The organism is Niallia sp. 01092 (genome assembly GCF_052318935.1).
Classification (GTDB): Bacteria; Bacillota; Bacilli; order Bacillales; family Cytobacillaceae; genus Niallia.
In genome coordinates this window covers 95758-109265 of record NZ_JBQRKO010000019.1, presented here as the reverse complement: position 1 = coordinate 109265, position 13508 = coordinate 95758, and the positions used below count along the sequence as shown (strand labels likewise).

Sequence of the window (13508 nt, the reverse complement as noted above, 5' to 3'; positions counted from 1 at the left end):
TGACGCTCACCCACGGAAAGCGAAGGGTATGCAGGCTGCGAGTTTAAAAGCAACAATCTATACGAAAACAGCCCTTTCTTTATTCAGGATGTTCTTTTCATTTAACTGTATTGCCGAATATGATTTGTTAAATTTATAGAAAACGTGATATACCGATATAGATTACGAAAAATAAGGAAAGATTGAATGAATAGCTATAAGATAGTAGAATATGTATATAGCAGAGGGGAAGGTGTAGATGAGGAAAACAAGAATAATAACTGAAGGTGCAGTTTTATTAGCTATATACACTGTACTGCTTTTTATTACCCTTTACATACCAGTTCTTAATATTGTAACAAACTTGTTTTTAGCTCTTCCTTTTATTTTATTTAGAGGAAGATTTAATCGAAAAGCAACAGGGCTTTTTTTTATTGCAGCTATTTTCCTATCCTTTATCGCAGGGTCTGTATATGCTATTCCACTAACCGTTTTCTATGGAATAACGGGGATCATATTAGGGGATTATATCATAAGAAATAAAAGCAGAATTAGAATGATTTTAGGGGCATCTTTTGCGCTTTTCATTAATCTTGTTTTATTTTACTGGATTTCTGTTCTTTTTTTTCAGATTGATTATATTCAAGAAACGATGCAACTACAAAAAGAAGCACTTGATCAAAGTCAATCTATAATGAAAATGTTTGATCAGAAGGCTTCTCAAGAAGGTATTACCCAATTAAATGATGCTGTTCATATGGTTAAAATGATTATTCCAAGTATCTTTGTATTAGGCGCTATATTTACTGTATTAGTAATTCAAGCAGTTTCGGTTCCCATAATTAAGCGATTCGGTATTAAAGCAGAACCATGGCAGCCTATAAGATCATGGAGGCTACCTCGCTATATACTATGGATTTTTTTAGTAGTGATAGGAATTTCTTTTCTAATTCCCGAACAAGAAGGCAGCCTTGCATATATTGTATTTGTGAATATGTATTACATACTGCAATTATTGCTTTTACTACAAGGTATATCTTTTCTTTTTTTTGTATGTTTCCAATATAATGTATCAAAAGGTATTGCTATCATTGTAACGATTATCTTGTTTCTTAATCCAACCTTTTCTTTTCTATTAAAAATGTTAGGGGTTATTGATTTAGGAACAGATTGGAGAAAATTTTTCCATCGTAAACAAGTTTAGTAATTTTAATATGTGTGTTCAAAAAGGTAATAAATTAGAAGCTTTAATTGAATGACTTTTTGAACATCCTCATAAAATGACATGTTATTAGGAGTTGAAAAATATGCCTGCGTTTTTAGAAAAAGGGTCAATCAGGTATCCGTTAATTTGTTCAATAGGTATTACAATGATCCTTCTTGGTATCCTCTCCTATTATAATTGGCTATTTTCCTTATTAGGGTTAGTTTTCTCTGTTATTCCTTTTTATTTTATTTTAAGAATGGATATTCGACAAAGGAAGGAAACAGAAGAATATATAACGACCCTCTCCTACCGTGTGAAAAAAGTAGGAGAAGAGGCGCTAATGGAAATGCCTATCGGGATTATGCTAATAAATGATGAGTATTATATCGAGTGGACAAATCCTTTTTTAGCATCTTGTTTCACAGAGGATACCCTTTTAGGGAGATCACTGTATGATGTAGCTGAATCTGTCATTCCATTAATAAAACAAGAAGTAGAGACAGATATTATCACGTTGCATGAACGTAAATTTCGGGTTATTCATAAAAGAGAAGAACGCCTCCTTTATTTTTTTGATGTAACGGAGCAAACAGAAATTGAGAAATTATATGAAGATGAACGAACTGCCATTGCTACCATATTTCTAGATAATTATGATGATTTAACCCAAGGTATGGACGATCAAACAAGAAGCAGTTTAAATAATAGTGTCACGTCCATATTAAATAAATGGGCGACAGATAATGGTGTTTTGTTAAAAAGAATATCATCTGATCGTTTCATAGCGATTTTTAATGAACATATTTTGCAAAATCTTGAAAAAGGCAAGTTTACGATATTAGATGATGTAAGAGAAATGACGTCAAAACAAAATGTTCCATTAACATTAAGCATTGGGGTTGGATCAGGTGTATCCTCCTTGCCGGAATTAGGAGCAATTGCCCAGTCTAGTCTTGATTTAGCTTTAGGAAGAGGCGGAGATCAAGTTGCCATTAAACAAACAAATGGGAAAGTAAAGTTTTATGGCGGCAAAACGAATCCAGTTGAAAAGCGAACGAGGGTAAGAGCAAGGGTAATATCTCATGCGCTGAAGGAATTGATTGTTGAAAGAGACAAAGTCATTATAATGGGGCATAAAAATCCTGATATGGATGCAATAGGCGCCGCAATCGGGATCCAAAAAGTAGCGCAGATGAATCAAAAAGAAGGCTTTATTGTCGTGAATTTTCAAGAAATTGATAACAGTGTAAAACGACTTGTAGAAGAAATAAAAAGACAAGAAAGCTTATATAAAAAATTTATTACACCAGAACAAGCGTTAGAAATGGCGACAGAAGATACGTTATTAGTTATTGTTGATACACATAAGCCTTCGTTAGTTATTGATGACCGCTTGCTGCATAAAATTGAAGATGTCGTCGTGATCGATCACCATAGAAGAGCAGAAGATTTTATTGAAAATCCATTGCTCGTTTATATGGAACCGTATGCTTCTTCCACTGCAGAACTAGTAACCGAATTACTGGAATATCAGCCGAAAAATGTTAAAATTGATATGTTAGAGGCAACGGCATTATTAGCGGGGATTATTGTAGATACAAAAAGCTTTACTTTACGGACTGGCGCAAGAACCTTTGATGCTGCTTCTTATTTAAGAGGGCAAGGAGCAGATACCGTACTCGTACAAAAGTTTTTAAAAGAAGATATTGATAACTATATAAAACGAGCAAAATTAATTCAAAGTGTAAAGTTCTATAAACCTGGAATTGCCATAGCAAAAGCCCAAAATAATGAAATATATAATGGCGTATTAATTGCACAAACGGCAGATACACTGCTCACAATGGACGGAATAATTGCAAGCTTTGTTATTTCCCATAGAGGGGATGGATTTATTAGCATTAGCGCTCGTTCATTGGGAGATATAAACGTGCAATTAATTATGGAAAGTCTTGAAGGCGGAGGTCATTTAACAAATGCCGCAACACAGCTGTCCAATACAACGATAGATAAAGCTGTATCTAGGCTTGAGAGTGCGATTGATGAATATTTTGAAGGGAGAAAAATGGAATGAAAGTAATTTTTCTAAAAGATGTTAAAGGGAAAGGGAAAAAAGGAGAAGTAAAAAATGTTGCGGATGGATACGCACATAACTTCTTACTGAAACAAGGATTGGCTGTAGAAGCAAATACAAGTGCAGTTAGTACGTTAAATGCTCAAAAGAAAAAAGAAGAAAAATTAGCAATTGAAGAATTAAATGAAGCAAAACAATTAAAAGAAAAGCTGGAAAAAATTACAGTAGAACTTTCTGCAAAATCTGGTGAAGGCGGAAGACTATTTGGTTCCATAACAAGTAAACAAATAGCAGAAGAACTAAATAAAAAACAGCAAATTAAGGTCGATAAACGTAAAATTGAATTACAAGATGCTATTCGTACATTAGGCTATACAAAAGTGCCTGTGAAGCTTCACCAAGAGGTAACAGCAACACTTAATGTACATGTGAAAGAATTAAGCTAATATTGGAAGTACCAATTCTCTATAAAAATGTTAAAATAGAATAGTTCTGAAAAAATGTGATTCAGGTAATGCTGGTCACATTTTTTCATTTACATGATATAGTATGTTTTATGATAGATTGTCCTTTTCATACAAAACTCCAATGGAGACTCCTACCTCGTCTTTTCCATATAAAAAGGGAAATGAGGGCAGATACAAACCTAATAAAGGCGGCGTGAGCGAAGCTACTCCAACCTTCATAAGGATAAAAAACAAACGATAGAACACTATCTTTCGTTTTTATTTTTATAAAAGTAGACGAAGCTCCGCCCCCTTTTCCTATAAAAGGAGGTTTCTTAAAAATGAGTGAATTATTAACAGATAAAGTTCCACCGCAAAATATTGAAGCAGAACAAGCGGTGTTAGGAGCGATTTTTTTAGATCCGCAAAGCCTAACATTGGCTTCTGAAATTCTGATACCAGAAGATTTTTATCGTGGTGCTCATCAGCGTATTTACTCTGTAATGCTAAAATTGAATGATCAAGGAAAAGCAGTGGATTTAATTACAGTAACGGAAGAGCTTGCTGCAGGCAAGAACTTGGAAGACACAGGGGGCGTTAGCTATTTAAGTGAGCTGGCGGGTTCTGTTCCGACTGCTGCCAATATCGAGTATTACGCAAAAATTGTGGAAGAAAAATCATTGCTTCGCAGGTTGATTCGTACTGCAACGGGCATTGCACAAGATGGATTTACGCGAGAAGATGAAGTGGAAGTGCTGCTAAGTGAAGCGGAAAAAAGCATCTTAGAAGTTGCTCAACGCAAGAATGCAGGTGCCTTTCATAATATAAAAGATGTATTGGTCCGCACATACGATAATATTGAGGAAATGCATAATCGCAGTGGGGATATTACTGGCATCGCAACAGGTTTTGCAGAGCTTGATAAGATGACTGCAGGATTTCAGCGAAATGATCTTATCATTGTTGGGGCCCGTCCTTCTGTTGGTAAAACAGCATTTGCCCTAAATATTGCACAAAATGTAGCTGTAAAAACGCAAGAAAATGTAGCTATATTCAGTTTAGAGATGGGGGCTGAGCAGCTGGTTATGCGTATGCTTTGTGCAGAAGGAAATATTGATGCACAGCGTCTTCGGACAGGTTCCTTAACGGATGATGATTGGGGAAAACTAACGATGGCGATGGGGAGCTTATCAAATGCAGGTATTTTTATTGATGATACACCTGGTGTCAAAATCACCGATATTCGTTCGAAATGCCGTCGTTTAAAACAAGAGCATGGACTTGGCATGATCTTAATTGATTACTTGCAATTGATTTTAGGAAGCGGAAGATCAGGAGAAAACAGACAACAGGAAGTTTCCGAAATTTCCCGTTCCTTAAAAGCGTTGGCACGGGAATTAAAAGTGCCTGTAATTGCTTTATCACAGCTATCCCGTGGCGTAGAGCAGCGTCAAGATAAACGCCCGATGATGTCAGATATCCGGGAATCAGGAAGTATTGAGCAGGATGCGGACATTGTAGCATTTTTATATCGTGATGATTATTACGATAAAGAATCGGAGAGCAAAAATATTATTGAAATAATAATTGCAAAGCAGCGTAATGGCCCGACTGGCACTGTTCAGCTTGCATTTGTGAAAGAATATAATAAATTTGTGAACTTAGAACGGCGTTTTGATGATGGGGCCATACCACCTGGCGCTTAAGCTGGGAAAGTATATAGTTAGATAAGGCAGTTTTCGTATAGAATGTTGCTTTTAAACTCGCAGCCTGAATACACTTCGTCCGTTTAGCGAGCGTCGAGCCTCCTCGTCGCATACGCTCCTGTGGGGTCTCGTCTTTCTCGCATTCCCACAGGAGTCTACGTGTATTCCGTCTGCTGAGTACTTCTTCTCCCATTTTTTTACGTAAAAAAACAAACTTTAAGAAAACAGCTTTAGGTAAAGAGGAAGTTCTATTTTAATGCTCGCAGAACTTCCTTTTCTCTGTCCAAGTTCAATTAAGCTAGTCAAAAAGTTTGTAAATAATCCTTTGATTATAAGAAAAAAATCAATAAATAACTATATTAAAAGAGTAGTTACGAACATAAAATATATTTTTTATTTTGATTGTTCGTGTTTGATTGACTTTTACCTGAATGTATTGATAAAATAGGAATGTTTGATTAAGTATATAAAATATGATAGTAACCTTTGGAGGTGCTCGGATAATGTCATCAGTAGTGGTGGTAGGAACACAATGGGGAGACGAAGGAAAAGGTAAGATTACAGACTTTTTATCTGAAAATGCAGAAATGATCGCGCGTTACCAAGGCGGTAATAATGCAGGACATACAATCAAGTTTAATGGTGAAACATATAAATTGCACTTAATTCCATCTGGGATTTTTTATAGTGATAAAATTTGTGTAGTGGGCAATGGAATGGTTGTTGATCCCAAAGCCATTATTACTGAATTAAAGTACTTACATGATCGTGGTATTACAACTGACAATCTTAGAATCAGCAATCGTGCACATGTTATCTTGCCATATCATTTAAAACTAGATGAAGTGGAAGAAGAAAGCAAAGGCGACAATAAAATCGGTACAACGAAAAAAGGAATCGGCCCTGCTTATATGGACAAAGCTGCAAGAACGGGAATTCGTATTGCTGATTTATTAGACAGAGAAGTTTTTGAAGAAAAATTAGCTCGAAATCTAGTAGAGAAAAACCGTCTATTAGAGCGCATCTATGAAACAGAAGGCTTTAAAATTGAAGATATTCTTGATGAGTATTATGAATATGGACAACAAATCAAGCAGTATGTTTGCGATACGTCTGTTGTATTAAACGATGCATTAGATGAAGGCCGTCGTGTTCTATTTGAAGGTGCACAAGGTGTTATGTTAGACATTGACCAAGGTACGTACCCATTCGTTACCTCTTCTAACCCAGTGGCTGGTGGAGTAACAATTGGTTCAGGTGTCGGTCCATCAAAAATCAACCATGTTGTTGGGGTATCAAAAGCTTATACAACAAGAGTTGGAGACGGACCTTTCCCAACAGAATTAGATAATGAAATTGGAAATCAAATTCGTGAGGTTGGCCGCGAATATGGAACAACTACAGGCAGACCAAGACGTGTTGGCTGGTTCGACAGCGTTGTTGTTCGTCATGCTCGCCGAGTTAGCGGTATAACAGATCTTTCTTTAAATTCAATTGACGTGTTAACAGGAATTGAAACATTAAAGATTTGTACAGCATACAAGTATAACGGGGAAGTAATCGAAGAATTCCCTGCCAGCTTAAAAATACTGGCACAGTGTGAGCCAGTTTATGAAGAGCTTCCAGGCTGGACAGAAGATATCACTGGCTGCAAATCACTAAGTGAGCTTCCAGCAAATGCTCGTCATTACTTAGAAAGAGTGTCCCAGCTTACTGGTATTCCACTTTCTATTTTCTCTGTAGGACCAGATCGTTCTCAAACAAATGTAGTGCATAGTCCTTGGAGACTAAAATAATTAATTGATAGGGTGTCTAAATAAGGGGCATAGACCCTTTATTTAGACATTTTTTATGCAAATCTTGAAAATGAATAAAGCTACTAATAAGCCTTAAAATGAATTAAAATAACTTTTTTAAAAAAAATTAAAATAAAGTATTGCATATTATTTAAAACCTGTGCTATTATAAGAAGCGTCGCAAATGATAAAACATTAAATAAAAAAACGAGCCATTAGCTCAGTTGGTAGAGCATCTGACTTTTAATCAGAGGGTCGGAGGTTCGAATCCTCCATGGCTCACCATTTCTATTATTTTGGCCCATTGGTCAAGCGGTTAAGACACCGCCCTTTCACGGCGGTAACACGGGTTCGAATCCCGTATGGGTCACTTTAAAATATATGGTCCGGTAGTTCAGTTGGTTAGAATGCCTGCCTGTCACGCAGGAGGTCGCGGGTTCGAGTCCCGTCCGGACCGCCATATTTTTTCTATATGCATCTAGCATATTTTACATATATTTTTTTCTTCTTGAGAGAAACATCAACAAAAATCAGGTTGAAGAAAAAGCAGTATATAGATACAGATAATAAATTTTAATATGGCTCAGTAGCTCAGTTGGTAGAGCAAAGGACTGAAAATCCTTGTGTCGGCGGTTCGATTCCGTCCTGAGCCACTCCCAAAGACGATTATGAACCTCATAGTCGTTTTTTTTGTATTTACTAAGATTTTCATAGGGATGTAGAATATAAACAAATACTAGTTTCATAGAAATGAATACTATAGAATGGATTCCTGTTAAAATAAGGATAAGTTTATTTTGCAGAAGGTAATAAAAAGTATATGAAAAGAATAAGCTTCCTTTTAATAGACGTATACAATTTCATTACAAAATAAAGACAAAAGCTTTTTGGGAAAAAATATATGATAGAGTTAATAAGTATGGGGTTAAAAGAATAAGTAATTTATAATTTGATATAAAAAGGAGAGGCAAGAGAAGTGAAAAAGATTTAAAAAGCTGTCTCTTGCCTAAAGTAAAGGAAAATGAAACTCATCTATAAAGACGTTTTAGAATACAAAAAAGTTTCATTTTTGTTTTAAAGCTTGCAAAAAATTGTTCCAAGTCGTTTTCTAGTTAAATAAATTCAAATGGATAACCCTCACTTTTGAGGGTTATTATACATTTAATAACAAAATTAAGCAGTCTTAGCTAATAAGTGGCTTTAGATAATTGTCTAATATAACGTACAGGATTTACAAGTGCTTGTTCGCAGGATGCGAGTCAATCACGTTGCAACAGTATCGTTTAACAGAGAACCTCCATGCTAATAAAATTCGCACCATGGTGCATGGAAAGAAGCAGTCTCCACATTTATAGCGCAGAGCAGCGTGAATACACGAAGACTCCTGCGGGAAAGCGAGACAGCCGAGACCCTGCAGGAGCGTAGAGACGAAGCGGCTCGGCGCTCGCCCGCGGAAAGCGTAGTGTATTCACGCTGCGGAACTTCTTTTCAGGGTTAGTCAAAGGAAAAAAAGTGAATATATAAATATAAAATGGTAAAGTAGACAGTAGTAGTAAACAATAATACACATATAACAATAGATATATTTTATATAAAGGAGCAAAATGGTATGAACAAGAAGATTCTAGTTGTCGATGATGAGAAACCGATTGCAGATATATTACAATTTAATTTAAAAAAAGAAGGCTTTGAAGTCCATTGTGTTTATGATGGCAATGCAGCTATTGAAAAGGTAGAGGAAATTCATCCAGATTTAGTGCTGCTTGATATTATGCTTCCACAACGGGACGGTATGGAAGTATGCAGGGAAATTCGAAAAAAATATGATATGCCAATTATTATGTTGACTGCAAAAGACTCCGAAATTGATAAAGTGCTTGGACTCGAGCTTGGAGCAGATGATTATGTAACAAAACCGTTTAGTACAAGAGAGTTAATTGCTCGTGTCAAAGCGAATTTGCGGAGGCAGCAACAAATTCCATCCACAGCAGAAGAAGAAAATGAAACAAATGAAATTGAAGTAGGATCTTTAACGATTCATCCAGATGCTTATATCGTTTCGAAACGAGGAGAAATGATTGAGCTCACCCATCGTGAATTTGAACTGCTTCATTATTTGGCGAAACATATTGGACAAGTGATGACGAGAGAGCATTTGCTGCAAACAGTATGGGGCTATGATTATTATGGAGATGTAAGAACAGTAGATGTAACAGTACGAAGATTAAGAGAGAAGATTGAGGATAACCCGAGTCATCCAACGTGGATTGTTACTAGACGAGGTGTTGGCTACTACTTAAGAAACCCTGAACAGGAGTAACAGTAAATTGATGAAGAAAGTTAGTTTTTTTCGATCTATTCATTTAAAGTTAGTGATGATCATCGTATTGCTTATTCTTATTTCTATTCAAATTATTGGTGTTTATTTTGTAGGATCATTAGAAAATACATTAGAGGATAACTTTGAAACATCCATTAAAGATAAAATGAATATTTTATCGATTTCTTTAGAAGAACAATTTTTAAAAGAGCGGTCTATTGAAAATGGGGATCCGACATTAGAAGATGATGTAAAAAGACTGTTAAGCGATGATAATAACAGCACCGATATTCAGGAAATTAGAGTAGTCAACCGTAATTCAATCATTATTGGAACATCTGATCTAGAAAATCAAAATTTAGTAGGACAAAAAATGATCAATCCCGATGTAAGAAGAACACTAGCTAATTCTTCTTCACTACCTTCTGAACCTATTAAAAAGATTGACGAAAACACGAAAAAAAGAATTTATGTGTGGATTACCCCTATCAAACCTCAAGGGGGAGAAACAATCGGGGCAATCTATTTAGTTGGAAAAATTGAAAATGTATACAAGCAACTGGATGAAATCAATCAAATATTCCAAAAGGGAACGATTATAACGCTAGTAGTAACAGCTATATTAGGTGTATTGCTGGCTAGAACGATAACAAGGCCGATTTCAGATATGCAAAAGCATGCCTTTGCTCTTTCGAAAGGGAATTTTTCTAGAAAAGTTAAGGTGTACGGTTTTGATGAAATTGGGCAATTGGCAATAACGTTTAATAATTTAACGAAAAAACTTCAAGAGTCACAGGCTACAACAGAAAGTGAACGAAGAAAGCTTTCGTCCGTTCTTTCTTATATGACAGATGGAGTAATTGCAACAGATAGAAGAGGACGAATTATTTTAATTAATGAGCCGGCAGCGAAAATGCTGGATGTTTCACGTGAAACAGTATTATCCGAGCCGGTTATTACCTTGCTGGGATTAGAGGGAAAGTATACGTTTGAAGAGTTGTTAGAAGAAAGAGAATCCGTTATTTTGGATTATAGTACACATTATGAACCGTATATCCTTCGTGCTAATATTTCAGTCATTCAAAAGGAAACAGGCTTTGTCAACGGTCTTATCACTGTACTGCATGATATTACCGAGCAGGAAAAAATTGATATGGAGCGCAAAGAATTTGTTGCTAATGTATCGCATGAGCTGCGTACACCATTAACGACGATGCGAAGCTATGTTGAAGCGTTATCGGAAGGGGCATGGCAGGATGAAGAACTAGCGCCTAACTTTTTAGAGGTAACTCAAAATGAAACTGAGCGAATGATTCGATTGGTCAATGATCTTCTGCAATTGTCGAAGCTAGATAGCCGAGACTACCAGCTAAATAAGGAGTTAGTTGATTTTATTGTATTCTATAACCGTATTATTGACCGTTTTGAACTGACAAAAGAGCAAAATGTGACGTTTGAGCGGAAGTTGCCAAATCATGCTGCTTTTGTGGAAATTGATGAAGATAAATTAACGCAAGTTTTGGACAATATTATTTCGAACGCATTAAAGTATTCTCCAGAAGGCGGAAAAATAACTTTCGCAATTAAAGAGCAAGAGAAACAAATTATTGTCAGTGTTTCAGATAAAGGTGTCGGAATTCCAAAAGAAAACTTAGATAAAGTATTTGAGCGTTTTTATCGTGTCGATAAAGCAAGGACGCGAAAACTTGGCGGTACAGGACTGGGCCTTGCTATTGCGAAAGAAATGGTAGAAGCGCATGGTGGAAAAATATGGGCAACAAGTAAAGAAGGAAAAGGAACAAAGGTTTCTTTTACCCTTCCTTATATTCAATCAGAAGAGGATGATGATTGGGTATGACATACGAAAACGTAAAAACTGTCATATTAACGGTTCTTGTGCTAGTAAGCCTCCTTTTATATTATGTATTATGGACACATCAAGGAAATTATCAGACTTCAAAGGGTGGTTCCACTATAGAACTTGAGAAAATTGGTTTAGAAAAGGAAGTTAGTGATGTTGTTAAACCCGATAAAATTTACCAGCATTTAAACGGAGATCATTATGGTACGATTGCTTCGAGTGAAATAAATCATGTCGTGAATACAATTAAAAAATGGGATTTTCATCATGTGAAAAAGATGGAAATCAATCAAGTAGCTTCCTTTATTCAGCAGCAAAATCATAGTATGGAGATTCGATTTCCTGCTGAGGTACCGTTTACTTTATATAAAAGTATTTTAAATGTGAAAGAAGAAAATCAATTTGATTTTGACACGATGCTTATTTCTTATGATCTTTCAAAAAATCAAGAAGGAATTGTCTATTTTATCTCCAGAACGAATGGAAAAGTATATCAAAGTATTGTTTCAGCATCGTATATTGATGATTTGAAAAAATTTACGAATCATGTTACAGCTGAAAATACAGTTTATAAGGTTCATTTTATTTATGAAGTGTCAGGAGATAATCTTTTCTACTTGCCGATTAATGAAAGTGAAATGAAAAAATACAAATACTTATACGAAACGATTGAGTCTGCTAAACTGAAAAGAGCACTTTTCAACGATCCAAGCTTAGTACAAAAAAGTCTGCTTGCCAATAAAGAGGAGTTTACGGATGATACAGGGCTTTTACGAATAGATAAAGATACACATATTGTTTCTTTTTTAAAGCCTTCTGGAGTCACAACCAATAAAACATTCAATAATCAGTTGATTCAAAATAGTATTGAGTATGTAAATCAACATGGCGGCTGGATAAACGAATATCGTTATGTGAGTAAAAACGAGAGTTTGCATCAAACGATGTTTCGGTTGTATACTTCTGTAGGATATCCGATTTTTAATTTAGATAATAACATATCTGAAATTCAGGTAGTGTGGGAAAATAATGACGTCAAAAAATTTTATACAAGCAATCTTGATCTCAGTACATTTTGGACAGACCTTGATTCTTCTTCAACAACATTAATGCCCGGAAAGGCTGTAGAAGACCATCTAGAGAAGATAAAAGGTTTTAACAAGGCTATGCTGCAGGATGTAACCATTGGCTATGACATGGTAGTAGATTCCCAAAATATAATAAATTTAAAGCCGAGTTGGTTTTATAAATATAACAATCAATGGTATCAAGTGGAATCAAGCGACTTAGGGGGCAAAGAAATTGGATTGGAATAAAATTAAAACGATCTTTATTATTGCCTTTTTTGTTCTTGATATATATTTGATTTATGAATATACAGATCTGAAACAATCGCAGCATTTTGATAATCGAGAAGAAGCTTCTGTTGAAAATACATTGGCTTCAAATGATATATCGTATAATGCTAGTGCTTTGTCAAAAAGTGGACTAAAGGATCAGTATTTAGCTGCTAAATCCAAAATATTCAGTAATGAAGAAGTGAAAAAATGGAAACAGGAACTTTTAAAAGGACAAGAGATTACGATTATTGATGGTAATATTCTGCAATCTATTTTAGAAAATCCGATAAGTCTTAGTGATCCGTTTAAACAAGAGGATTTAACTGATTTTATTCATCACCATGTTATGTACGGAGATCAATATCGTTACTGGGAAAAAACAGATAATACTGTAACTTATTATCAACAATATAATGAAAAAATGCTTTATCAAAATTCAAATGGGAAGTTGACCTTTTTTTTAAATCAACAAAATAAAGTAGTTTCTTATAACCAAACTTATCTAGAAAATATTAAAGAAATAGGAGAAAAAGAAGCACTTAGTCGACCTGTGGATGCCATCTATACGCTATTTATGAATAGTTATATCGATAATGGAAGCGATATAAAAGATGTAGAGTTTGGTTATTATTCACAACAACAATCTTCTTCTACACAAGTATTGTCGCCAGCATGGCGGGTTATAGGGGATAATGGGAAAAATTTATTTGTAAAAGCTTTTGCATTTGACAGACAAATAATAAAAATAAACAGCGAGCAAGATAAATTGGAGTGAGAGA

General features: G+C 35.3%; 9 protein-coding genes and 4 tRNA genes. All 13 read left to right on the top strand.

What is annotated here, in order from left to right; all coding sequences use genetic code 11:
* The first annotated feature begins 238 nt into the window (after window positions 1-238).
* The 13 genes from ACTXGU_RS17190 to ACTXGU_RS17130 all read left to right on the top strand — a co-directional run bounded on the left by ACTXGU_RS17190 (window position 239) and on the right by ACTXGU_RS17130 (window position 13504).
* The gene (locus ACTXGU_RS17190; protein ID WP_443482754.1) at window positions 239-1183 is read left to right on the top strand and encodes a YybS family protein; all 945 of its coding nucleotides are present in this window, start codon (window positions 239-241) and stop codon (window positions 1181-1183) included.
* Window positions 1184-1286: 103 nt separating this feature from the next.
* Window positions 1287-3260, top strand: a complete 1974-nt coding sequence (locus ACTXGU_RS17185) for a DHH family phosphoesterase (protein WP_443482753.1) — start codon at window positions 1287-1289, stop codon at window positions 3258-3260.
* Window positions 3257-3706, top strand: a complete 450-nt coding sequence (gene rplI / locus ACTXGU_RS17180; RefSeq protein ID WP_443482752.1) for a 50S ribosomal protein L9 — start codon at window positions 3257-3259, stop codon at window positions 3704-3706. Before ACTXGU_RS17185 ends, rplI begins: the two co-directional genes overlap by 4 nt.
* A 341-nt stretch (window positions 3707-4047) precedes the next feature.
* Window positions 4048-5412, top strand: a complete 1365-nt coding sequence (gene dnaB / locus ACTXGU_RS17175) for a replicative DNA helicase (RefSeq protein WP_443482751.1) — start codon at window positions 4048-4050, stop codon at window positions 5410-5412.
* Between the two features lie 503 nt (window positions 5413-5915).
* Window positions 5916-7208: an adenylosuccinate synthase gene (locus ACTXGU_RS17170; protein ID WP_443482750.1), complete on the top strand. Its 1293-nt coding sequence runs from the start codon at window positions 5916-5918 to the stop codon at window positions 7206-7208.
* A gap of 209 nt (window positions 7209-7417) precedes the next feature.
* Window positions 7418-7493 (top strand) — tRNA-Lys (locus ACTXGU_RS17165).
* Window positions 7494-7506: 13 nt separating this feature from the next.
* Window positions 7507-7578: transfer RNA gene (locus ACTXGU_RS17160), tRNA-Glu, on the top strand.
* A gap of 13 nt (window positions 7579-7591) precedes the next feature.
* Window positions 7592-7668 (top strand) — tRNA-Asp (locus ACTXGU_RS17155).
* A gap of 120 nt (window positions 7669-7788) precedes the next feature.
* Window positions 7789-7861: transfer RNA gene (locus ACTXGU_RS17150), tRNA-Phe, on the top strand.
* A gap of 956 nt (window positions 7862-8817) precedes the next feature.
* The gene (yycF, locus tag ACTXGU_RS17145; protein WP_443482749.1) at window positions 8818-9528 is read left to right on the top strand and encodes a response regulator YycF; all 711 of its coding nucleotides are present in this window, start codon (window positions 8818-8820) and stop codon (window positions 9526-9528) included.
* A 10-nt stretch (window positions 9529-9538) separates the two neighbouring features.
* The gene (gene walK, locus ACTXGU_RS17140) at window positions 9539-11386 is read left to right on the top strand and encodes a cell wall metabolism sensor histidine kinase WalK (RefSeq protein ID WP_443482758.1); all 1848 of its coding nucleotides are present in this window, start codon (window positions 9539-9541) and stop codon (window positions 11384-11386) included.
* Entirely contained in the window at window positions 11383-12705 is a 1323-nt protein-coding gene (locus ACTXGU_RS17135) for a YycH family regulatory protein (protein ID WP_443482748.1), read from the top strand. Before walK ends, ACTXGU_RS17135 begins: the two co-directional genes overlap by 4 nt.
* Window positions 12692-13504 carry a two-component system regulatory protein YycI gene (locus tag ACTXGU_RS17130; RefSeq protein ID WP_443482747.1) on the top strand — a complete coding sequence of 271 codons (813 nt, stop codon included), beginning with the start codon at window positions 12692-12694 and terminating at the stop codon, window positions 13502-13504. Before ACTXGU_RS17135 ends, ACTXGU_RS17130 begins: the two co-directional genes overlap by 14 nt.
* The last annotated feature ends 4 nt before the right edge of the window (window positions 13505-13508 follow it).

Coding starts and splice junctions, on each gene's coding strand:
- ACTXGU_RS17190 (WP_443482754.1), top strand. CDS start 239: ATGAGGAAAACAAGAATAATAACTGAAGGTGCAGTTTTATTAGCTATA.
- ACTXGU_RS17185 (WP_443482753.1), top strand. CDS start 1,287: ATGCCTGCGTTTTTAGAAAAAGGGTCAATCAGGTATCCGTTAATTTGT.
- rplI (WP_443482752.1), top strand. CDS start 3,257: ATGAAAGTAATTTTTCTAAAAGATGTTAAAGGGAAAGGGAAAAAAGGA.
- dnaB (WP_443482751.1), top strand. CDS start 4,048: ATGAGTGAATTATTAACAGATAAAGTTCCACCGCAAAATATTGAAGCA.
- ACTXGU_RS17170 (WP_443482750.1), top strand. CDS start 5,916: ATGTCATCAGTAGTGGTGGTAGGAACACAATGGGGAGACGAAGGAAAA.
- yycF (WP_443482749.1), top strand. CDS start 8,818: ATGAACAAGAAGATTCTAGTTGTCGATGATGAGAAACCGATTGCAGAT.
- walK (WP_443482758.1), top strand. CDS start 9,539: ATGAAGAAAGTTAGTTTTTTTCGATCTATTCATTTAAAGTTAGTGATG.
- ACTXGU_RS17135 (WP_443482748.1), top strand. CDS start 11,383: ATGACATACGAAAACGTAAAAACTGTCATATTAACGGTTCTTGTGCTA.